Genomic DNA, 22182 nt, shown 5'->3' on the forward strand with positions numbered 1-22182 from the left:
ATGAAAGCGATAACATTTAGGAGGGAAAGTATGAAGAAGAGTGTCAAGTTATTATTAGGTATGGTGTTAGTTGCTAGTTTATTCGTTGTTGCATCGTGTGGTAAGAAAGAAGGAGCAGATAAAAAAGAAGATGGAAAAATTACCATTCGTTTGTTAACAAGAATGACAGGAACTTCTCCACAAGTTTTAGTGTATAAGGAAACTTTGGATCAATTTGCTAAAGATTACCCTGAGGTTGAAATTGTAGATGATTCTCAAGGAGATGAAGGTGCTTTTAACAATATTTTAAAAACAAGTAGAGCTTCTAATGATTTACCAAATATCTACCGTGTTCAAGGTGTGGCAAACTTAGGCGAGTATATTGATAATAATTTAATCATGAACATGGATGAAGCCTTTAAAGAAGATAAAGAATGGGGCGATGGTTTCGTTGAAGGAGCATTAAGCTACTACAATGTACCAGGTTATGAAGGAACATATGGTATTCCAATTGAGTCTGGTTTAATTGGTATTTATTACAACAAAGAATTATTCGAGAAAGCAGGTATTCCAAAATTTCCAGAAACTTGGACAGAATTTGAAGATGCTATTGCTAAGTTAAATAAAATTGATGTAACACCAATTGCTTTAGGAGCTAAAGCAAACTATACGGCAGGTCATTTACATAACTTAATTTTCTATAGAATGTTAGGAACTCAGAAAGCAAAAGACTTAGGTGATCGTAAAGCTAAATGGACAGATAAAGATGTTGTAGAGACATTAGATGTAGTTAAAAAATTAACTGATATGAAAGCCTTTGATGAAAATGCTGTAGGGATTGATGACCAAATTGCTTTAACATCATTCTTTAACGGTGAATCAGCAATGGTAATCACAGGTCCATGGAATATTCCTCATTTTTACAATGAAGAAAAAACTAAATTAGGTGACACAATTGATTTTGCTAAATTCCCTTATTTTGAAGGAAAAGAAAAATTCAAAGATGAAGACATGCAAGTTATTAGTCCGTTACAAATCCGTGGTGATTTAGAAGGACGTGAAAAAGAGTTAACATTAGAATTGGCAAAACGTTTAAGTAACGCAGAAATTGCTAAAAAATATGCAGACGAAGCAAATCAAATTTTCCCAAGAACAGATTATGAAGTTGACCCAGAAAAAGCAACTAAGTTATTCTTAAAAAATTCTGAGTTAGCAAAAACATCAACAGGGATTGCGGTAGACGTTTTTGATTATGACCCAGTTCAATCGATGCAAGACGTAACAAGAAATGCGTTAGTAGGAATTCTTCAAGGTGGTTCACCAGAAGAAGCAGCAGAAACAATTCAAAATGAAATTGATAATAACGCTAAATAATTAATATAAAAGAAGATGAGGAGTTTAGAAAAAGAATGAGTAATTCTTCTCTTCATCTTCTTTTTACTATTAATCAGATAAAGAAGATAAGGGAATGGGAGGAAAACAAAGAATGGCAGAAAAAGCAAAAAAGAAAAAATCTTTTTTAACAATGAAAGATAAGGTTCAATTAGGAGCCATGACAATACCCGCAATTATTATTTATTCCATCTTTTTAATTATTCCAATTGGAATGGCCTTTTATTTTTCGTTTCATACATGGAATGGTATTCAAGGGTCGCCTATGGAATTTGTTGGCTTTAAAAACTTTACAAGAACATTTTCAGATAAATTATTTACAACATCTGTAAGTAACCTTGTTAAGATGGTGTTTTTTAGTGTGTTATGCCATACGCCTATTGCTTTAGTATTGGCTGTCTTTTTAAATACTAAAATAAAAGGAAAAAGATTTTTCAAAATTATTTATTTTGTTCCAACTATTTTTCCTTTAACAGCAGTTGGTTTGTTGTGGTACTTCATCTTTATGCCAAATGGATCATTTAATAGTTTATTAGAAGTAATGGGTCTGTCGGATTTAGTAACAGGTTGGCTAATTAATCCTAAAACGGCAATGCCAACGGTTATTTTCGTTAATATTTGGGCTGGTATTGGTTATTATATGGTTATTTTACTAGCTGGTTTAAAAGGGATTCCAGAAGAGATGTATGAAGCAGCAACAATCGATGGTGCAACACCTATTCAAAGCTTCTTTAAAATTACAATTCCTATGTTAAAACCAACGATTATTTTATGTATTGTTTTAGATATTATTGGAACTGTTAAGATTTTCGATTTGGTATTTGTTATGACAGGTGGAGGACCAAATGGTTTAACCAATTTACCAACCACATTAGTTTACGATCAAGCGTTTAAATACGATAACTATGGTGTAGGTAGTGCAATCGGAATTATACTATTGGTTATGACACTTGTAGCAACGTTCCTTGGAACTTTTATTCCAAAATTCATTGAAAAGAGGAGATCTGCTAATGACTAAGTCGGGTAAAATTTTAACTTATACATTTTTAATTATAATGACATTTGTTTTTATAGGACCAATGTTATTTACAATTATTTCATCTTTTAAAAATAATACAGAGATTTTTACATCACCATTTAGTTTGCCTGAAATTTGGAAAGTTGAGAACTATAAAGTAGCATGGGAATCAGCTAATATGTCTCGTTATATGATAAACAGTTTAGTTTTATCAGTCGTGTCAGTTTCTTTGATTTTATTTATTGGTTCGATGTTATCTTTTGTTTTATCTCGTATGAACTTTAAATTTAATAAATTTTTATCTCTTTTCTTTTTAATTGGAATGATGATTCCAATGCATACTATTATTGTTCCTGTTTCGTATATAATCGGAATGTTTAATTTGAAAAATAATATGTTTGCGCTTGTATTATTATATGTAGCATTTGCTTTACCATTTACAACAGCAGTTTTAACTAACTTTATGAGTACTATTTCTAAAGAAATTGAAGAAGCTGCAATTATCGATGGTGCCTCATATTTTCAAATTTATTTAAAAGTTATTTTACCAATGTGTGGACCAGCAATGTCAACTGTAGGTATTTTTAACTTCTTAAGTACATGGAATGATGTGTTATTCCCCTTACTATTCATTAATGACAATAAACTTAAAACAATTTCCTTAGGATTACTAAACTTTAACGGAGAAAGAGGATCTGAGTATGGGCCGCTGATGGCAGCTATCAGTATCACGATTTCAGTACCTTTTGTTATTTATATCTTATTCCAAGAAAAAATTGAAAATGGAATTGCGGCAGGTGCTGTGAAAGGATAATGACATGAGAAAAAGACAGATACATCTTGACTTTCATACACCAAGTTTACCTTTTGAATTAGGAAAAGACTTTAATAAGAAGGACTTTCAACAAAAGTTATTAGATGCTCATGTGGATTCTATTACTTTAACAGGGCGCTGTCACCATGGTCATATTTATTATGATACTAAGTTACCAGCAAGACATCCTCAAATGATTGGTGATTTTCTAATGGCTCAAGTAGATGCTGTTCATGAAATTGGTATAAAAGCACCGATATATTTAACAGTTGGATGGGATTCTTTTAGTGCTGACAGTCATAGAGAGTGGCTTCAACGAAATAAAGATGGTAGTTTATATGGCTTTGACTCCAATCTAGAATTATCGCCAGGCTGGAAAATGCTTTGTTTTAATTCACTTTACTTAGATTATTTAAAGGAACAAATTATTGATACCATTTTACATGTTGGAGCAAAATTGGATGGCTTATTTTTTGATATATTATGGCAAAACCCATGTTTTTGTCCTAACTGTATTAAGAAAATGTCCCTTGAAGGAATTAATCCAGAGAATAATGAAGAAGTATTATTATTTGCTGAAAAAACGCAAGAACGTACTAAAAAAGAAATTTATGAAACAGTAAGAGCTTATAACGAAGAGTGTACTGTGTTTTTCAATGAGGGAAATGTAACACCTAAAATTAAGAAAAACATTGATAATTATAGTCATATCGAAATTGAATCTTTACCAAGTGGTTATTGGGGTTATCAGCATTTTCCGATAACGGTTAGATATGCCAAAACACTAGGGAAACCTTATCTTGGTATGACAGCAAAATTTCATCAATCATGGGCAGATTTTGGAAGTCTTAAAAATGAAGTTGCTTTAGAGTATGAAACTATGCTGTGTTTAGCCCATGGAGCAGGCTGTTCTATAGGAGATCAGTTGAAACCAACAGGAACTCTAGAGCAGAAAACATATAAACGAATTGGTAAAATTTATCAACAAATAGAAAAATATGAACCCTTAATTGATGGAATAAGTTCAATGGCTGAGATAGCTATTTTACATCCAGAGTGTAGTGCACAACCTAAAGAATATACGGTTTCTTTAGCTGGAGCAGTTAATGCCTTAAATGAATCTCATTTTCAATTCGATATTATTGATGTGGATTGTGATTTCAGTTCCTATCGTCTTTTGATTTTAGCTGATGAGTTTATTATGGATGAGAAAACTAATAAAAAAATAAATGATTTTGTTAAGCAAGGTGGAAAACTTTTTTGTACCTATAAAGCAGGTCTTTTATTAGATAACAACTTCCCAGAGTGGTGGATATGCCAAAATCAAGGTGAAAATGAGTATAATCCTTCGTATTTCATAAATGACACATTGAATAATATTAAACACAATGAAATAATCATGCATAGTAGTAGCTTAAAAGTAGTTAACAATGGTGGAAAAGTTTTAGCTTATGAAGGACAACCTTTTTATCAAAGAACCTACGCTCATTATTATTCACATTACCAAGCTCCATTGAATAAAAAAACAACAGACCCTGTTTTGATTGAAGATGACTTTATGATTTATTCAACGTTCCCTTTATTCTTTTTATATAAAGAAATTGGTAATGTGATGTATAAAAAAATTATTGTTGAGAGTATCAAACGCCTATTAGGAAATGAAAGTGTTTTCTCTACGTCATTACCTAGTACTGCAGATTTTATTGTTAATCATCAGCCTGGTCATCAAAGGATAATAGTAAATTGTCTTCACTATATTCCAGAGAGACGTTCTTTAAAGGTTGAGACAATAGAAGAAAAGATACCATTATTCAGTCAAGACGTTTCGATAGATTTGGATTTGCTTCGAAAGAGGTTAGATCTATCTAAGAAAGTGTGTTTTAGTGTGATTGATGAAAGTAATAAGCAAGAAATACCTTATAAAATAGAGGGAAATAAACTTCATTTTACCATTGATAAAATTGATGGTTTTAGGATTATATCAATTAACTACCAATAAATTAAGTAAGAAAGTAGAGGCGTTAGTGAATGTCAATTAAACAAAGACAGGTCCATTTAGATTTTCATACCAGTGAACATATTCCAAATATTGGAATTGATTTTAAAAAGGAAGAATTTGCAACAAGATTAAAAGAGGCGCATGTAGATTCAATTACTTGTTTTGCGAGATGTCATCATGGCTGGCTGTATTATCCATCAAAAAATCATCCAGAGCTTATTCATCCAGAGCTTGCTAATAAAAATTTATTGTTAGAGCAAATTGAAGCCTGTCATGAAGTTGGCATTGATGTGCCAATATACACAACGGTTCAGTGGGATGGTTTAGTAGCAAGAGAACATCCAGAATGGTTAGCAATTGATGAAAATGGAGAGCCGATGAACAGTCAAGGAGTTCCAGAACCACATTTTTATTATACGCTATGCTTGAATAGCGGGTACCGTGAGTATTTCAAAGAGCACTTATTAGATATTATTGAAACAGTAAAACCAGAAAATATTGATGGTATCTTTATGGATATTTTATTTAAAGTTAACTGTCATTGTGATAAGTGTCAAAGTGAAATGGCTAAACATGGTATTCCAAATGATTCTGATGTGAATCGTTTGAAATATTCAGAAGTGATGTTAGCCGAATTTAAAGATGAAATTTCTGCATTAATTTGGGACAAAATTCCAAGAACAGGAATTTTCTACAATGGTTCACACGTTGGATTTGCGGATAAAGAAAATCTAGATAGTTATTCTCATTTAGAATTAGAGAGTTTACCTAGTGGTGGATGGGGATATGATCATTTCCCAATTACAGCACGTTATGCACGAAATTTAAATAAACCTCTGATTGGAATGACTGGGAAATTCCATACGTACTGGGGGGATTTCCACTCTTTAAAAAATAAGGAAGCTCTGCAGTTTGAATGTTTTAACATGTTAGCATTAGGTGCTGGTTGCTCAATTGGCGATCAACTTCACCCAAATGGTAAATTATCTGATGCTGCTTATGATTTAATTGGAGATGTTTACGAAGAAATTGAATTAATTGAAAAAGATAGCTTCTTTGCTAATAAGCCACAAACAGAGATTGGTTTATTAACACCAGAAGAAACGTGGGTAGCAGGAGAGCATTCACTTAGAATCGATCCATCATTAATTGGAGCAAACCGTTTATTGCAAGAATTAAACTATCAGTTTGATATTATTGATAGTCAAATGGACTTTAGTCAGTATAAAGTAATTATTTTGCCTGACGTGATTAAGCATTCTGATAAATTAGTAGCAAAACTTGAAGATTTTGTAGCTAAAGGCGGCGCTGTTTTAGGAACTTATCAGTCATTAATCAAAGAAGACCTGAAAGAACAACCTTTTTATGGTGTTAATTACCTTGGTGAAGCTGATTATGACCGTGACTTTATCTTACCAAATGATGTTATTGGTAAAAACTTACCTAAAGAAGAATTTGTTATGTATCTAAAAGGATTGAAAGTTGAATCAACTACATCTGAAGTTATTCTTGATTCAGTTAAAAGTTATTTTAACCGTGAAGGAGAGACGTTCTGTTCACATCAACATGCACCATCTCAACAAGTAACAGGTTTTCCAGCAGGGGTTAAGCAAAAAGGAATCTATTATTTCTCACATCCTTTATTTAGAATTTATCGTAAAAATGCAGCCAGATGGATAAAAGAAATCATTAAAGACGTTCTTGAAAAGGAAATAACAGAAAAATTATTAATCCATAATGGACCAACAGTCTTCTTAACAACTGTTAACCAATCTGAAGATAAGAATGTGGCAATGATTCATGGCTTAAACTATGTGATGAAGAAAAATTCAGAAGATATTTACACAATAGATGAGATTATCCCTCTATATCAAACTGAGTTGAAATATTACATTGGAGATAAGCTAGTTAAAGAAGTCGAGAATAATGTGACAAAAGAAAAAATAGATTTTACCGTTCAAAATGGTTATTTAGTTGTGAATTTGGAAAAAATTGAAGGCCATATTGTATTAAAAGTTGTTTTTAATTAAGAGGAATAAAAGTTAACTGAATAAAAAACGTGAGGGAGACCTACTAGGTCAACCTCACGATAATTAATAATAAACGTCACAGTTATGTTCATCAAAAGCAGTCAAAAGTTTTTTGGAAGGCTTTTCATTTGTAAGTATCACATCAATATCTTCATAAGAAGTAAGGTTGAAGAAGTGTGGTGAATTCATTTTGGAAGAATCAACACAAAGAACGACTTTTTTAGCATTTTTAATCATTTTTTGTTTGATTAGTGCTTGGCTAAGACTTGCTTCGTAAACACCATTTTCATCTAAACCACGACAAGATAGAAATAAAATATCTGCTCGGAAGTTAGTTAAAAAATTACTAGCTAACTCACCAACTGCTGAGGATGAATTATTTTTTATTTCGCCACCAGCAATATAAATACTCAGATTATCAATCGTGCTTAGAGTTAAAGCTGTTTTAACCCCATTTGTAACAACGATAAGATGGTTAAAAGATTCAAGGTACTGACAAAGCTCTAATACAGTGCTACTAGAATCTAAAAATAGAGAATCACCTTCGTTGATAAAGGGGACAGCTAGTGAGGTTAAATAACTTTTTTCTTTCGTATTTGATTTTTCTCTTGAAAGGTAATTATATTCAGAATTAGTGGCATCAACAATTGTGACTCCACCATGGTATCTGGATACTTCACCAGCTCTTTCAAGTTCAATCAAATCACGGCGTAGTGTAGAAATACTACAAAAAAGTTCTTTGGATAAATCTTCATTAGAAATCGTTTTCTTTTTAGACAGAATATCCATAATTTTATTTTTACGTTCAGTTAACAAAATAACCCCTCCCTTAAATCATATTGTAGCAAAAAAAAAATTAAAATAAAGTCTTAGGAGATGAATTAATGTCTATTGAAAAAATTAAAGCAGACGTGTGTGATGTCTGTTCAAAGATGTGGCAATTAGGTTGGGTAGCCGCCAATGATGGTAATGTAACGGTTAAGTTAGAAGATAATAAATTTATCGCAACACCAACAGGTATTAGTAAAAGTTTTATTACTACAGATAAATTATTAGTAATTGATAAAGAAGGAAATGTGTTAGAGGGAGATCCTGCTTACAAACCTTCAAGTGAAATCAAAATGCATTTAAAAGTTTATGAGGAAAGAGATGATGTCTTTTCAGTGGTTCACGCTCATCCACCTACAGCAACAGGATTTGCTTTAGCTCAAATTCCTTTAGATAGCTATTCTTTAGTTGAAAGTTCACTAGTTATTGGATCAATTCCGATTGCACCATTTGGTTTACCTTCAACAGAAGAAGTACCAGCATCAATCGTTCCATTTTTACCAGAACATGATGTTTTATTGTTAGAAAATCATGGAGCTTTAAGTATGGGAAGTGACTTGTACACAGCGTATTATCGTATGGAATCTTTAGAATTATGTGCAAAAACCATTTTTACAGCAAGAATGCTTAGAAACGGTGAACCTGAAAAAGAAATTGAAAAAGGAAAATTAGATGAGCTTCTTTCAATGAGAAGTAAATATAAAATTACTGGGAAACATCCAGGATACAAAAAATACAGTTAAAGTGGTGATACTATGATGACAAAGTCCTTAGCAATCGATTTAGGAGCTTCAAATGGTCGAGTAATCCTAGGAGAATATGACGGAGTTAACCTTAATATGTCTGTCATCCATCGATTTAATAATGGACCGGTGGAAAGAGATGGTTTTTTAGTTTGGGATATTGAGTTTTTATTTCAACAAGTAATTGAAGGGATTCAATTAGCTGTGTCTGACCATCAAATTGATAGTATCGCAGTTAACACTTGGGGCGTGGATTACGGTTTACTTAATCATGAAGGTGAGTTATTACATTCACCAAGAAATTATCGAGATAGTCGTATGGCTCCTATATTTAATGAAAGAAAAGAAACCTTCAAATCTCTTTATGAGCAAACGGGAAATCAAGTTATGGGAATTAATACTTTTTTCCAAATACTTGCAGATTTATCTTTAGATTCAGAATTAAAAGATAAGGCAGATCGTTTACTTTTAATGCCAGATTTATTTAATTACTTACTAACAGGCAAAAAATACGCTGAAAGAAGTATCGCGTCTACAACTCAGCTCTATGATCCTAAAAAAAGAGAGTGGCATTATTCATTAATGGAAGAAAATAATATTCCTGTTCACTTATTTCCTCAATTAGTGGATGAAGGCCACCAAGTAGGCTTTTTAAAAGAAGATTTTGGCTTAGGGAAGATTCCAGTCATTAATGTCTGTAGTCATGATACAGCAAGTGCTGTTGTGTCGATTCCCTCAACCACTGAATTCCTATTTATCTCATGTGGTACATGGTCATTAATTGGAACAGAACTAAAAGAACCGGTGATGACAGATAAATCATATGGCTATAATCTAACGAATGAGAGTGGTATTAATAAAAGTACCCGTTTCTTAAAAAATTTAACTGGTCTTTGGATTATTCAAGAAGTTAAAAAGGAATTCGAAGAACTAGGTAAAAATTATAATTATGGCGATTTTGAAGCGTTAATAGAGCCAACTGAACAATTTAAAACACTAATTGATACAGAGCACGCCATGTTTAGCACACCAGGAAATATGATCCAAAAAATTCAAATCTTTGCAAAACAAACAAACCAAGAAGTACCTAGAACTGATGGTGAAATTGTTCGATGTGTCTATGAAAGTTTAACCTATCGTTATCGTCACACTTTTTTAGAGATTACTGATACGCTGAGAAAAGATTTTGATTCTGTTTATATTATTGGTGGTGGTTCTCAATCAGCTTTACTTTGCCAAATGATTGCTGATGCTTCCAAGGTAACTCTTTACTCAGGGCCAGTTGAAGCAACTGCTCTAGGAAATCTATTAACTCAATTTATGGCCTTAGATAAAATTGAGTCAGTATCTGAAGCAAGAAGATTAGTAACTAAAACACAAGAAATACAAAAATATTATCCAGATTTGATGGAGACAGATGAATGGGAAAATAATTTTTGGAGATACGCCGATATTTTAAATAAAGAAATAAAAATTTGAGAAGAGGTTGATTAACAGATGAATTATCCAAAAATCGGGATTAGACCAACAATTGATGGCAGACGTATGGGTGTTAGAGAGTCATTAGAAGATCAAACAATGCAAATGGCTAAGGGAGTTGCTAAACTTTTATCGGATAGTTTAACTTATCCTAATGGTGAGCCGGTTGAGTGCATTATTGCCGAATCAACAATTGGAGGCGTGAAGGAAGCTACTGATTGTAAAGAATTATTTAATAAAAATAATGTGGGTCTAACTATTACAGTGACGCCATGTTGGTGTTACGGAACAGAGACGATGGACATTGATAAATCAATTCCTCATGCTATATGGGGCTTTAATGGGACTGAAAGACCAGGAGCTGTTTACTTAGCTGCTGTTTTAGCAGGCTTTGCTCAAAAAGGAATTCCAGCTTTTGGTATTTACGGAAAAGATGTTCAAGACGGCGGAGATGAAAGTATTCCTGATGATGTATCAGAAAAAATTCTTAAATTTGCTAAATCAGGCTTAAGTGTTGCCATGATGAAACATCAAGCTTACCTATCAATGGGAAGTGTTTCAATGGGAATTGCAGGTTCAGTTGTAAAAGATGATTTCTTTATGGATTATCTAGGAATGAGAAATGAATATATTGATATGTCAGAATTTACAAGACGTATTGAAGAAGAAATTTATGACAAAGAAGAGTATGAAAAAGCTTTAGCGTGGGTAAAAGAAAATTGTATTGAGGGAGCGGATAATAATCCAGAAGCTCTTAAATGGGATAGAGAAACATTGGATGACACGTGGGAATTTGTGACAAAAATGACTTTAATTGGTCGTGATTTAATGCAAGGGAACCCTCGTTTAGCTGAACTAGGTTTTAAAGAAGAAGCGTGTGGTCATCAAGCTCTTGTTGCAGGCTTCCAAGGTCAACGTCAATGGACAGATCATTTCCCTAATGGTGACTTTATGGAAACTATTCTTAATTCAACTTTTGACTGGAATGGTTCAAGAGAGCCAATTATGTTAGCAACAGAAAATGACAGTTTAAACGGTGTTTCTATGTTAATGAACTATTTATTAACAAACCGTGCTCAAATTTTTGCTGATGTTCGAACATTTTGGTCAAGTGATTCTGTTGAACGCGTGACGGGACATAAATTAGAAGGGCGTGCTAAAGACGGTTTACTTCATCTGATTAACTCAGGCTCTTCAACATTAGATGGAACAGGTCAAGCCTTAGATGAGAATGGTCAACCGATTATGAAGCACTTCTGGGAGTTAACAGAAGCTGATAAACAGGCTATTTTAGAAAATACACAATTTAGACCAGCTTCTAAAGAGTACTTTAGAGGTGGTGGCTTCTCAGCGAATTATACATCAAAAGAAGGAATGCCATTAACGATGTCTCGTATTAATTACGTTAAAGGATTAGGACCAGTATTACAAATTGTAGAAGGTTATTCAGTTGAGTTACCTGATTCAGTTCATCGTACATTAGATGACCGAACAGACCCAACATGGCCAACAACTTGGTTTGCTCCAATCTTAACTGGTAAAGGATCATTTAAGGATGTATACTCAGTAATGAATAATTGGGGAGCCAATCATGGAGCGATTTCTTATGGACATATGGGGGATGATTTAATTACTTTAGCGTCAATGTTAAGAATTCCTGTTAATATGCATAATATTTCAGAGGATCGTATCTTTAGACCGAAAGCATGGTCATTATTTGGAACAGAAGATTTAGAAGGCTCTGATTACCGAGCATGTCAAACATTTGGACCAATCTATAAATAGACATTAAGGAGTAAACGATGAAATTAGTAATTGATATTGGTGGAACAAGCATTAAACATACTTTATGTGAAGAGGGTGTCCTTAGTGATATCACGCAAGTTTCTTCACCAAAGACATGGACTGAGATGGTGAGTATTTTTGAAACAATGGTATTAGACTATCAAAAAGAATGGCATAAAATTGTCTCCATCAATATCAGTGTTCCAGGTGTCCCTAACAATGAAACAGGACGAATTGATGGAGCTAGCTCTCTTCACTATTTACACGAAGTTGAATTCATTGCCATTTTAGAAAAAGTATTTGCTAAACCTATCTATTTTGAGAATGATGCTAATTGTGCAGCCTTAGCTGAATTACATTTTGGTGCGGGGAAACAGTTCAAAGATATGTTGTTTTTAGTTATTGGAACTGGGATTGGCGGCACCGTAATTTATGACCGTCAGATTAAAAAAGGCGCTCATGATTTTGCTGGAGAATTTGGTATGATGCTTGTAGATGGTAGACAGGAGTGGGCAGTATTAGGTTCTGCAGTTCACATGGCAAGAAAAGTTTCAAAAGAGTTAGGTGAAGAATTAACGGGAGAAGAAGTCTTTGCTTTAGCTACTTCAGGAAATGAGATAGCGAAACAGGCAGTTAATGACTTGTATTTGTTTAATGCACTAGGTATTTATAATCTTCAGTATATCCTTGATCCAGAAGTGATTATTATTGGTGGTGGGATATCGAAACATCCTAATTTAGTTGAAGAAATTCATTTAAAGTTAAAAGAAGTGATGAGTTTTGGTCAACGCTCCCCATTAGTACCAGAGTTACGTGTTTGTGAATACGGCAATGATGCTAATTTAATAGGCGCTTCGATGATTGAATAAATATAAAAAGACGTTAGGAATGATCTGAATCGGTCATTCCTAACGTCTTTATTTTTTGATAAATTTAGTATTACTCATAACGGATTGGTCGATGTACCAATTACCATCTATTTTGACAAAGGTGTGATTGGCTTCAGCAATATGATTTCGATACTTATTGTCTCCGTGGTTAATTGATTTTTGTTGTGCTTGAACTAAAGCATGGTCGTCATCTTGTTTTTTTATGTCAAAAGTTAAAAGTTCTGTTTGAATATCATACTCTTTAAAAAAAGAAGTCATTTCTTTTTTGGTATCTTCTCTTTTTTCAGGAGTTAATGTTTCCAAGTAAGTGTCCATGTCTTTGTTATTAGCAGCATTGATATTCTTTTCAAGGCAAGCTAATAATTCTTTAGCAGTTTTCTCGTCTTTAAATTTCCCAGTAATTTTTAAAGTATCGGTTTGCAGTGACTTTTTAAAAGGAGAAAAAAGACTGATAGTAATAATGGTAAAAATAAGGATACCGGAAATAATAAGTATTTTTTTCTTCATCGCGTTAACATCCTTCTCTAAACATCAGATAATTTACTTGGGCTAATAATCCCGTGATAGAGATTCCGTCCTACGATTCCTTTGGGCATTAGGTAAGGGCCATCAAAAGGTAAAATTTCTTTTTCCAACTCTGGAATAGATAGTCCTTGTTGCCAATCTTGTAATCTTGATAAGGTCGAATCAAGACGAGTTAAAAGACCGCCATAACGAATATCAAGTATTTCCCAGCCAAAGGGTTTATTTGCCTCAAACCAAATTTCTTGATGTTTTTTTCTTAATAAATTAGTGTCACTGTTGAGTTCTTGGATACGTTTTTCATAGGTTGGAATATTAGCTAGTGTATTAGCTTGATAATCTTGACGCATGTCAATACCAAGTGAACTCTTGTTAGCTAAAATCATAGCAAATAACTGATAAAAAGAAAATAGCTTTTCAGTTTTTTTAGTAGAGTGACAATTAGCTAATTGATTGGCTAAATCAGTATAATGTGTTGTTAAGTCGTAGGGACTAATAGTTTTGTCATAAAGACCAAGTAATGGATCTTGATAAAAAATAAGTTTACTTGTATGAGACCCGTGAGGATTATTTTTTGTAACCCCAGGTGTTTGATCGAATAGATCAAGTAATAAAAAGCTATTCATGTCTTCTTGTTGATACATAGCAAATTGTTTTTCTAGGTGTTCATTTGAAACTGTTTCGTAAAATTGATGTTCAGCAAAGAGTTGTAAACCTAAAAGGGCAGAATCAAAAGGTGTTTCTGCTCCGTCGTCTCCCCAAAGAGTAGCGTATACACATTCCACATTAGCTTTTTTACAAGCACTTAATCCAGCATGAGTTGTTTCTATCGTTTTACCGTAATTGGGTGCGATACCGTTCCAAGTCCAAATACCACCAGCAAAAATAATTTCTTTTTTAAGAAGCTGATGGTCTGTGATTAGTCCTAAATATTCTTCTTCTTTATGGTGATAGTAGTCCCAATAAACCATAGCAACCTCAGGAATTCCTGCAATTGTTTCATCAGAAATACTAAAATCTGGATCATAATAGTCCCCGGTTTTAGAACCTAAACGGAAGAACATATCACTCCACATCTCTACTTTAAGATCTAAGGTATTACAAATTTCGAGGACATGAGTTAAATGATCATTCATTAATTGGAATCGATCTTGTAGACCATGTAATTGAAGAGAGCGTCCTAATCCTAGTTTATCAGCTTCATCCATTCCAACATGGATTTTGTTAGTTCTAAAAGGTTTAGAAGCAGCTGTAATAGCGGCTTTTAAAAAGTCATAGGTTTTAGGTTCGTTAACTAATAGAATGTCTTCTGTGTCTCTGAATTCTCTTGTGAAATTCCATTTTAGTGGGTTTTTTAAGTGAGCCAATACTTGAATTGACGGGATGACTTCAATACCTAAAGTATCTCCAAAGTCATCAATTTCTTTTAATTCTTCATAAGAATAAGCGCCTCTTAAATAGCCAAAGTAAGGATATTCAGGAATTTCGTAAGTGTCTTCCATATAAAGCATGACTTGATTTAATCCTAATGTACTACAAGTAAGTATGACTTCTTTTATTTTATCAACAGTCATGACCGCATTTCTCGATGTATCAATCATCGGTCCTATTCGATTAAATTGAGGTGTTTCGGTTAAATTTATATCTTCATTCCAATAATTAAATAACACGGAAAGCATTCTGAAGAGATGTGTCGGTTCTGAAAAATAAATTTCAATTTTATTGTTTTTTTTGATTAATTTTAATTCTTTAGGCGTTTCAATTAAGTTCACTTGAACCCCATCTGAATCCATTCTAAAATTAAGTTTTTCTTGAAGCAATAAAAGTCCATCGTAAACATTTTTTGTGTCACCAGTAAAATATAGCGTTTTCATTTTTAAGCTCCTTTCGTATATACATTTTATTATAAAGAATAAGATGTACAGTTACTATGTGAAAGAGAGAAATACATACTTAAAACTAGTTTTACACATCTAAATTTGATTATTTATAATGTTAAATATATTGTTGAAGAACTTGGAAACGTTATTATATAAGCTTTTTGGTAGGTTAAAAAAACAACACATTGATTACCATTTGAAAAAACGATACATTGGAAGCGTTAACAAGTGAAGAGGAGGAAAACAAATGGAGGTTGTTAGCAACACGCCGAATAGGAGCAAGAAAGAAATAAGAAGGAAAAAGATATATGCCAGTAGGCAACTGTACTTATTTATTCTTCCAGCATTTCTAATTATTTTTATTTTTTCTTATATACCGATGTACGGTGTTCTGATTGCTTTTAAAGATTATGTGCCAACATTAGGTGTTTGGGGAAGTCCTTGGGTAGGGATGAAACATTTTCAAAGATTCTTTGATTCTTACTATTTTTGGGACTTATTAAAAAACACGCTAGGGATTAGTTTCTATTCTTTAGTAGTTGGATTTCCGTTACCAATTATTTTGGCATTAGCTCTAAATGAAGTAAAAGATGGACCGTGGAAAAAGTTCTCGCAAACAGTTACTTACGCACCTAACTTTATTTCTACAGTAGTAATGGTTGGGATGCTATTGGCATTCTTAAATCCATCAACAGGTATCATCAATCATGCATTAGGCTTTTTCGGAATGGAACCCATTGCGTTTATGGAAGATCCGAGATGGTTTAAAACGGTCTATGTCCTTTCAGGTGTTTGGCAAGGAACAGGTTGGGGCTCGGTAATCTATTTAGCAGCATTAGCTGGAGTAGATACTCAACTACATGAAGCAGCTATTGTAGATGGTGCCAGTCGTATTCAACGAATTTGGCATATTAACCTTCCAACAATTAAACCGACAATGGTTATTCTATTAATCATGAACGTTGGATCTGTTATGAATCTAGGGTATGAAAAAATACTTTTAATGCAAAATCCATTGAATATGGAATCATCTAACGTTATTTCCACATTTGTTTACCAACAAGGGTTACTTGACGCTCAGTATAGTTATGCAGCGGCAGTAGGGTTATTTAACTCAGTTATTAATGCTATTCTTTTAATAGCTGTTAATAGAATCGCGAAAAAATTAGGGGAATCATCACTATTTTAAAAGGAGGGAAAACATGAATAATCGATTAGTAAAAGATACAAAAGCAGATAGAGTCTTTATGGGATTTAACTATATCTTTGTTATTCTATCTGTTGCGATTGTTTTGTATCCTTTGATTTATATTATTAGTGCATCAATTAGTGATCCGCAAGCTGTTAACTCAGGGGAAATGTGGTTTTTCCCAAAAGGAACTACTTTTGAAGGATATAAAACAATTTTACAAAATGATAGCATTTGGAGAGGTTACTTAAATACTATATATTACACAGCTTTAGGAACAACGATTAACTTAGTTGTTACCTTACCGGCAGCCTATGCTTTATCAAGACCTGATTTTTATGGTCATAAGACGTTCACCTCATTTATGTTAGTGACAATGTTTGTAAGTGGAGGTTTAATTCCGAGTTATTTATTGGTTAAAAATTTACACATGTTAAATACAGTTTGGGCACTAGTGTTGCCAGGAGCTGTTTCGGTTTACAACATAGTTGTAACAAGAACATTCTTCCAAACGACGATACCTCGTGAAATGGAAGAAGCTGCTATCATTGATGGTTGTTCAGATTTTAAATTATTCTTTAAAATAATATTGCCGCTTTCAACACCGATTATTGCTGTTATGGCATTATTTTATGGTGTAGGGCATTGGAATAGTTACTTTAGTGCATTAATCTACTTATCAGATAAGTCAATGTATCCACTTCAAATGGTATTAAGAGAAATTTTAGTATTAAATGATATGGGGGCAACTTCTACAGGTATGGTGACTGGAGATATGGCTGAATTAATGTATAGTAAACAACAATTAGCCGCTATTATTAAATATGGCGTAATGATTGTATCAACATTACCAATTATCGTTGTATACCCATTCTTACAAAAATATTTTGTAAAAGGTATGATGGTTGGATCAGTTAAGGGTTAAATTTTTTTAAAACCAAAAATATTAGGAGGCAGAATGATGAAATTAGGGAAAAAATCAAAAATCGCTCTAAGTTTATTATCAGCAAGTTTATTTTTAGTAGCTTGTGGAAGCAAGGAGAAAGAAACTAAGAAGGAAGCAGTTGAGTTGGGAAAAGTAGGAGAATTTCCGATTACTAAAGATAAGCTAAAAATGACAATGATGGGGCCACGTATGACGGAAGTCGAGTGGGCAGACTTACCAGTTTTTAAAGATTATGCTGAGAAAACTAATATGGAGTTTAAGTTTATTACCCCGCCATCAGATGACTTTGGAACTAAATTAAACTTAGCATTTGCTAGTGGAGATTTACCAGATGTATTATTCGGAACAGGTCCAGACACATTAACACCAGCTATGGAAATGGATTATGGTGAGCAAGGACTTTTAGTACCATTAGAAGATTTAATCGATGAAAATATGCCGAACTTTAAAAAATTAATGGACGAAGATCCTACAATAAAAAAATCAATCACAACTCCGGATGGTCACATTTATTCTTTACCTTGGTTGGCAAGAGCAAGAACAGCATCATGGCCTAAAGGTCCAATGTGGTATCGTGGTGACTGGTTAGATGCTGTAGGTCAAAAAGAATTACCGCAAACTACAGATGAGTTCTACGATTTATTAGTAAAATATCGTGATGAAGATCCAAATGGTAATGGTAAAAAAGATGAAATCCCGTTAACTGATACAAAAATGGAACATACAAGTACATATTTAATGGGTGCTTTTGGAATGAAAGCTAGAGGAATTCAAGAAATTGATGGAAAAGTAGAATATACTCCTGTTACTGATAATTATAAAGAATACGTGACATTTATGAATAAACTATATTCAGAAAAATTATTGGATCAAGAGGTTTATAGTCAGTCTGGTGAACAAAAAACAGCTAAAGGACAAAACAATCAATTGGGAGTATTCCAAGATTGGTATTCATTCTTTACAACAGGAAAATCTCCTGAAGAAGCTGTTAAAGATCCAATGTTCCAACCTTTAACATCTCCAGTGTCAGAAAAAGCTGTGATTCCAGGAAGTCCAAGAATGCAAAGAGCAACATTTGCTATCACAAATAAAGCTGCTTCTCCTGAGGCGCTACTGAGATGGGTAGATTATTTCTACAGTGAAGAAGGTGCTTTTTATCTGAACAAAGGTCCAGAAGGAGAATTCTGGAAATGGGAAACTAACGATAAAGGTGAAAAAGTACGTGTTGTAGCAAAAGATTCTGATAAAGATAATCCAGAAGAGGGTAGAAAATATATTTCACCAGCATATGGTATGCCAGTACCTACTGTAGATTATGATCCACAAGGTGAGTATATTATTTACAAAAATGCTAATGAACCTTTAGATACAACTTTTGATGATTTCATCGCAAAAGAAACTAAAGATAAGATTGATCCAGCAGCAGAAGTTCCATTCCCACTTCTTTATTTAACAAAAGAAGAGACTGATAAAACTCGAGATATTGGAACAGATATGAAAACTTATGTCGAGCAAATGGAAGCTAAATTTATTACAGGTGTTGAACCAATATCAAATTGGGATAAATACGTGAAAACACTTGAAGGTATGGGCGTTGAAGAATACGTAAAAGTATATCAAGGTGCTTATGATCGTTGGGCAGAAACAAAATAATAGCTTAAACCAATAATGGAGCGAAGAGCATCAGTGCTCTCGTTCCATTTTTCTAGGTTTTTTGAAAAAATAGTTTTCTTGTAAATGCTTTTATGCTATTGTTCAATTAAGAGGAGGAGACGATATGAAGGATTTACGAGGAATTATAAAATTAAGTTATGTGATTGGACAAACACTCATTCAAGGTGTGATGTATCAATTATATTTTTTATTATATGCACTACGAGGTGTTATTATATTAGGGGTTTTCCCGAGTTTAGCAGCTGTTTTTCAAAGTCTTTATAACCAAATTAGACATGGGGATGAATTAAAACGAGAAGCGTTTCAGGATTATTATAAAGGCTATTTTAAGATAGCTAATCAATTAGGGTATACATTTTTAGCAATATTAGGTTTTTTATGGTTTGATTTAAGAGTTTCAGAAGCATTAATCCATTCAGCAATTCTTCATTTTATTTTATTGGTATTTTTTGTTTTTGCGTTGGGAACTAGTTTATATGTTTTTCCAGCACTGTGTCGTTATGAATTGACCTATAAACAATATTTACAAAGAACGGTTATTTTATTTTTATCAAATTTAGTTGGGACTTTAGCGATGTTGGTAGGTGTTTTTGTAGGAACTTTTATTGTAACTATTTTTCCAATCTTACTTTTCGTGTCAACTGTACCTATTTATGTGTTACCAATTATTTGGTTTGGCATTCAAGGAATGGAAAAGGCTGAAAGAAAGGTCGAGGAGAGATGAAGAAAGTTTCACTATTTAAATTAAGGTTTAAAAAAAGAAATTTTCATCGTTATATTATCTCTTATTTGTTGGTTTTTCTTATTCCATTTTCGATTATTTCATTTGTGTGGTACAGAATATCTATTGAAAGCCTTAACAATCAAATTGAGTTATCAACGAGAAATTATTTATTACAAGTAAGATCAATCTTTTCAACCAATTTTACTCAATTAGATTTGTTAACTAAAGAAGTTGATTCTAATCCCAAAATAACACCTAAAATGGCAGAGCATCCGTATTACTCAATGGAGATGATGAAAGAGTTACAGCGCTATAAGGTAACTAACAATACAATAGAAGAAATGTATCTCTATTACGATAATCAACCAAATAAATTGTATTCATCAGCAGGAAGTGTCGATTTTAATACATTTAATGCATTTCGATATAAAAGTTTTGATTTTAATAGTACAGAGTTGTCAGAGAGTTTGAACACTAAGATTCCTAACTTTAAAATGATTCCACCAATTGAAAATAAAAAAAGAATTGGGTTGCTAACCTATGTGGTTCCTTTAAATTCAGCTGATGGGACCCATTATGGATCAGTAATGTATACCATGAAGAGTAGTAATGTTGAGAGTATTTTAGAAAAATCAATAGATAAAAACAGTGGTAGGTTATTTATATTAGATGATGAACAAAACGTATTAGCATCTTCTATAAGTACTTCTCTACCAGAATTTTTTGATTCTGAGAAAAAAATTGCAAAAACTATCCAAAAAGATATTTTTAAAACTGATGATGGCAGAATAAAGATTGATACATTGAAAGATGAAGATTTTTCTTTAACTTATGTGGCGCTAACCAATGTAGACGAGGTTTTTAAAGAACTGAATAGAACCAATCGTTATGTGTTAATTATAGTGTTTTTTGTAATGGTTCTTGGAGTAGGAGCAGTACTATTTATAGGACGTAAGCAATATAAACCTATTCGCAAATTAGAGAAGTTGTTGAAATCTAATATTACAGCTGACGATGTTATTGAAAGTGTTGATTCTTTTGATCATTTTGAATATCATGTAAGTCATTTCTTAAAGCAAAATGAAAACCTTCATGAAGAAATTAGAAGACAGACACCTTACGCTAAAGAACAAGTGTTAAGACGTTTGATGATGGGACGTTTTACTAATGATAGTGAAACGAAAACTTTATTGGATTCTGTTAATTTACTTTTCTTTAATAAGGGGTATTTTGTTATGCTGATTGATACCAAAATGGTAAACACCAAAACAAGTATACAAAATCAAGAGTTTTTAATGAATTTTTTAGATGATATATCAGGAATGGGATTTCAAGCTTACGGGTCTGAGTTGCTATCAGATCAGGCGATTGCTTTACTAGTTAGTATGGATGGTACTATAAAACAACCAACTATAGTTCGCGAAATTGTTCGTAAAATAATAGTTGAAAATACAGTGTCACCAATTATTGGGGTAGGACGTGTGGTAACTGAGTTAAAAAATATTAACAGAAGTTACATTGAGAGTTTAGCAGCAATTCAGTCAGTTGCTTTTACGGAACAAAAAAGTAAAGTTTATTATTATGATAAAATTTCTGAAAACAGTGATAAAAACTTAGGCTTTTCTTATCCAAAAGATGAAAAATTAAAATTAACTCAAAGTTTGCTTCAAGGAGATTTTGAAATTGCTAGTGAAACGATTGATTGGTTAATTGGATTACCAGTAAATAACCCAATTAATCATGAGAGAATGCGTTTGTATGGATTCGATTTATTAAATACGGTAGTAAATATTGGAATGGATACAATAGGAGCAGATATATTAGCATCTGCTGAACATGCTGCTAACTTTAGAAATTTATCAGAATTAAGAGATTCTTTAATTCAAATTAGTCGTCAAATTTGTGTAGCAGCTAAAAGTGATTTAAAGAACCAAGAGTCTCAATTACAAAAAGAGATTTTCGGATACTTAAATCAGCATTTTGCTTCTCATGATATCTCGTTAGAACAATTAGCAGAGGAATTTGATGTCTCTATCTCTTATCTAAGTAGATTTATAAAAAAAGAAACGGATTTAACTTTCTCGAAATACATTCAAAATTTACGTTTGGAACATATCAAAAAAGAATTAATTGAAACAGATAAACCAATTAAAGAGATTATCTTAAGTTCAGGATATTATGATGTTTCCAATTACACTAGAAAATTTAAAACAATTGTTGGCATGACTCCAGGACAATTTAGAAGTAAGAATAGATAAGTATTTTTCACGTTTAGAAATAAGACATAGAC

At 32.7% G+C, this 22182-nt stretch carries 17 protein-coding genes; 14 read left to right on the top strand and 3 right to left on the bottom strand.

Annotation, left to right across the window (positions count from 1 at the left end; genetic code table 11):
- Positions 1-30: 30 nt before the first annotated feature.
- From ACODH8_RS11435 to ACODH8_RS11455, 5 genes are all read left to right on the top strand, one after another.
- On the top strand, positions 31-1353 hold the full coding sequence (locus ACODH8_RS11435) for an ABC transporter substrate-binding protein (protein WP_332465041.1): 1323 nt from the start codon (positions 31-33) through the stop codon (positions 1351-1353).
- 112 nt (positions 1354-1465) lie between these two features.
- Positions 1466-2389 (top strand): sugar ABC transporter permease, encoded by a 924-nt coding sequence (locus ACODH8_RS11440; protein ID WP_332465042.1) that lies wholly within the window; start codon positions 1466-1468, stop codon positions 2387-2389.
- On the top strand, positions 2382-3203 hold the full coding sequence (locus ACODH8_RS11445; protein WP_332465043.1) for a carbohydrate ABC transporter permease: 822 nt from the start codon (positions 2382-2384) through the stop codon (positions 3201-3203). The genes ACODH8_RS11440 and ACODH8_RS11445 overlap by 8 nt, the downstream gene beginning before the upstream one ends.
- 4 nt (positions 3204-3207) lie before the next feature.
- The gene (locus tag ACODH8_RS11450; RefSeq protein ID WP_332465044.1) at positions 3208-5202 is read left to right on the top strand and encodes an alpha-amylase family protein; all 1995 of its coding nucleotides are present in this window, start codon (positions 3208-3210) and stop codon (positions 5200-5202) included.
- 29 nt (positions 5203-5231) lie between these two features.
- The gene (locus tag ACODH8_RS11455; RefSeq protein WP_332465045.1) at positions 5232-7232 is read left to right on the top strand and encodes an alpha-amylase family protein; all 2001 of its coding nucleotides are present in this window, start codon (positions 5232-5234) and stop codon (positions 7230-7232) included.
- Positions 7233-7295: 63 nt separating this feature from the next.
- Here ACODH8_RS11455 and ACODH8_RS11460 read toward each other — a convergent pair whose 3' ends face one another.
- Positions 7296-8048, bottom strand: a complete 753-nt coding sequence (locus ACODH8_RS11460) for a DeoR/GlpR family DNA-binding transcription regulator (protein WP_332465046.1) — start codon at positions 8046-8048, stop codon at positions 7296-7298.
- Positions 8049-8116: 68 nt separating this feature from the next.
- Here ACODH8_RS11460 and ACODH8_RS11465 point away from each other — a divergent pair, with 68 nt between their 5' ends.
- Genes ACODH8_RS11465 through ACODH8_RS11480 form a run of 4 tightly spaced genes read left to right on the top strand, consistent with a single transcriptional unit; the run spans position 8117 to position 12936 of the window.
- Entirely contained in the window at positions 8117-8803 is a 687-nt protein-coding gene (locus tag ACODH8_RS11465) for a class II aldolase/adducin family protein (RefSeq protein WP_332465047.1), read from the top strand.
- 12 nt (positions 8804-8815) lie between these two features.
- On the top strand, positions 8816-10282 hold the full coding sequence (locus ACODH8_RS11470) for a rhamnulokinase family protein (protein ID WP_332465048.1): 1467 nt from the start codon (positions 8816-8818) through the stop codon (positions 10280-10282).
- 18 nt (positions 10283-10300) lie between these two features.
- Positions 10301-12067: an L-fucose isomerase gene (locus tag ACODH8_RS11475; RefSeq protein WP_332465049.1), complete on the top strand. Its 1767-nt coding sequence runs from the start codon at positions 10301-10303 to the stop codon at positions 12065-12067.
- Between the two features lie 17 nt (positions 12068-12084).
- Complete coding sequence (locus tag ACODH8_RS11480; protein WP_332465050.1) at positions 12085-12936, top strand: ROK family protein; 852 nt, start codon at positions 12085-12087, stop codon at positions 12934-12936.
- Between the two features lie 48 nt (positions 12937-12984).
- On the opposite strand, the gene ACODH8_RS11485 is transcribed toward ACODH8_RS11480, so the two are convergent.
- Together ACODH8_RS11485 and ACODH8_RS11490 are read right to left on the bottom strand one after the other, a co-directional pair.
- Positions 12985-13464 carry a hypothetical protein gene (locus ACODH8_RS11485; RefSeq protein ID WP_332465051.1) on the bottom strand — a complete coding sequence of 160 codons (480 nt, stop codon included), beginning with the start codon at positions 13462-13464 and terminating at the stop codon, positions 12985-12987.
- Positions 13465-13481: 17 nt separating this feature from the next.
- Positions 13482-15353, bottom strand: a complete 1872-nt coding sequence (locus tag ACODH8_RS11490) for a beta-N-acetylhexosaminidase (protein ID WP_332465052.1) — start codon at positions 15351-15353, stop codon at positions 13482-13484.
- A gap of 253 nt (positions 15354-15606) precedes the next feature.
- Between ACODH8_RS11490 and ACODH8_RS11495 the strand changes: the two genes are divergently transcribed.
- From ACODH8_RS11495 to ACODH8_RS11515, 5 genes are all read left to right on the top strand, one after another.
- Positions 15607-16548 (top strand): ABC transporter permease, encoded by a 942-nt coding sequence (locus ACODH8_RS11495; RefSeq protein WP_332465053.1) that lies wholly within the window; start codon positions 15607-15609, stop codon positions 16546-16548.
- 13 nt (positions 16549-16561) lie between these two features.
- Positions 16562-17473 (top strand): carbohydrate ABC transporter permease, encoded by a 912-nt coding sequence (locus tag ACODH8_RS11500; RefSeq protein WP_332465054.1) that lies wholly within the window; start codon positions 16562-16564, stop codon positions 17471-17473.
- Between the two features lie 36 nt (positions 17474-17509).
- Positions 17510-19147 carry an extracellular solute-binding protein gene (locus ACODH8_RS11505; RefSeq protein WP_332465055.1) on the top strand — a complete coding sequence of 546 codons (1638 nt, stop codon included), beginning with the start codon at positions 17510-17512 and terminating at the stop codon, positions 19145-19147.
- Between the two features lie 124 nt (positions 19148-19271).
- Positions 19272-19892 carry a YesL family protein gene (locus tag ACODH8_RS11510; protein ID WP_332465056.1) on the top strand — a complete coding sequence of 207 codons (621 nt, stop codon included), beginning with the start codon at positions 19272-19274 and terminating at the stop codon, positions 19890-19892.
- Positions 19889-22150, top strand: coding sequence for a helix-turn-helix domain-containing protein (locus tag ACODH8_RS11515; protein ID WP_332465057.1), 2262 nt, complete (start codon positions 19889-19891; stop codon positions 22148-22150). The genes ACODH8_RS11510 and ACODH8_RS11515 overlap by 4 nt, the downstream gene beginning before the upstream one ends.
- Positions 22151-22182: the final 32 nt, after the last annotated feature.

Origin of the sequence: Vagococcus fluvialis, assembly GCF_048815235.1 — a bacterium.
Classification (GTDB): Bacteria; Bacillota; Bacilli; order Lactobacillales; family Vagococcaceae; genus Vagococcus.

What these genes read in the sequence shown, in the direction of transcription:
- ACODH8_RS11490 (WP_332465052.1), bottom strand. Translation starts at nt 15,353, where the DNA reads ATGAAAACGCTATATTTTACTGGTGACACAAAAAATGTTTACGATGGA.
- ACODH8_RS11500 (WP_332465054.1), top strand. Translation starts at nt 16,562, where the DNA reads ATGAATAATCGATTAGTAAAAGATACAAAAGCAGATAGAGTCTTTATG.
- ACODH8_RS11465 (WP_332465047.1), top strand. Translation starts at nt 8,117, where the DNA reads ATGTCTATTGAAAAAATTAAAGCAGACGTGTGTGATGTCTGTTCAAAG.
- ACODH8_RS11480 (WP_332465050.1), top strand. Translation starts at nt 12,085, where the DNA reads ATGAAATTAGTAATTGATATTGGTGGAACAAGCATTAAACATACTTTA.
- ACODH8_RS11495 (WP_332465053.1), top strand. Translation starts at nt 15,607, where the DNA reads ATGGAGGTTGTTAGCAACACGCCGAATAGGAGCAAGAAAGAAATAAGA.
- ACODH8_RS11435 (WP_332465041.1), top strand. Translation starts at nt 31, where the DNA reads ATGAAGAAGAGTGTCAAGTTATTATTAGGTATGGTGTTAGTTGCTAGT.
- ACODH8_RS11445 (WP_332465043.1), top strand. Translation starts at nt 2,382, where the DNA reads ATGACTAAGTCGGGTAAAATTTTAACTTATACATTTTTAATTATAATG.
- ACODH8_RS11485 (WP_332465051.1), bottom strand. Translation starts at nt 13,464, where the DNA reads ATGAAGAAAAAAATACTTATTATTTCCGGTATCCTTATTTTTACCATT.
- ACODH8_RS11470 (WP_332465048.1), top strand. Translation starts at nt 8,816, where the DNA reads ATGATGACAAAGTCCTTAGCAATCGATTTAGGAGCTTCAAATGGTCGA.
- ACODH8_RS11515 (WP_332465057.1), top strand. Translation starts at nt 19,889, where the DNA reads ATGAAGAAAGTTTCACTATTTAAATTAAGGTTTAAAAAAAGAAATTTT.
- ACODH8_RS11475 (WP_332465049.1), top strand. Translation starts at nt 10,301, where the DNA reads ATGAATTATCCAAAAATCGGGATTAGACCAACAATTGATGGCAGACGT.
- ACODH8_RS11440 (WP_332465042.1), top strand. Translation starts at nt 1,466, where the DNA reads ATGGCAGAAAAAGCAAAAAAGAAAAAATCTTTTTTAACAATGAAAGAT.
- ACODH8_RS11455 (WP_332465045.1), top strand. Translation starts at nt 5,232, where the DNA reads ATGTCAATTAAACAAAGACAGGTCCATTTAGATTTTCATACCAGTGAA.
- ACODH8_RS11510 (WP_332465056.1), top strand. Translation starts at nt 19,272, where the DNA reads ATGAAGGATTTACGAGGAATTATAAAATTAAGTTATGTGATTGGACAA.
- ACODH8_RS11505 (WP_332465055.1), top strand. Translation starts at nt 17,510, where the DNA reads ATGAAATTAGGGAAAAAATCAAAAATCGCTCTAAGTTTATTATCAGCA.
- ACODH8_RS11450 (WP_332465044.1), top strand. Translation starts at nt 3,208, where the DNA reads ATGAGAAAAAGACAGATACATCTTGACTTTCATACACCAAGTTTACCT.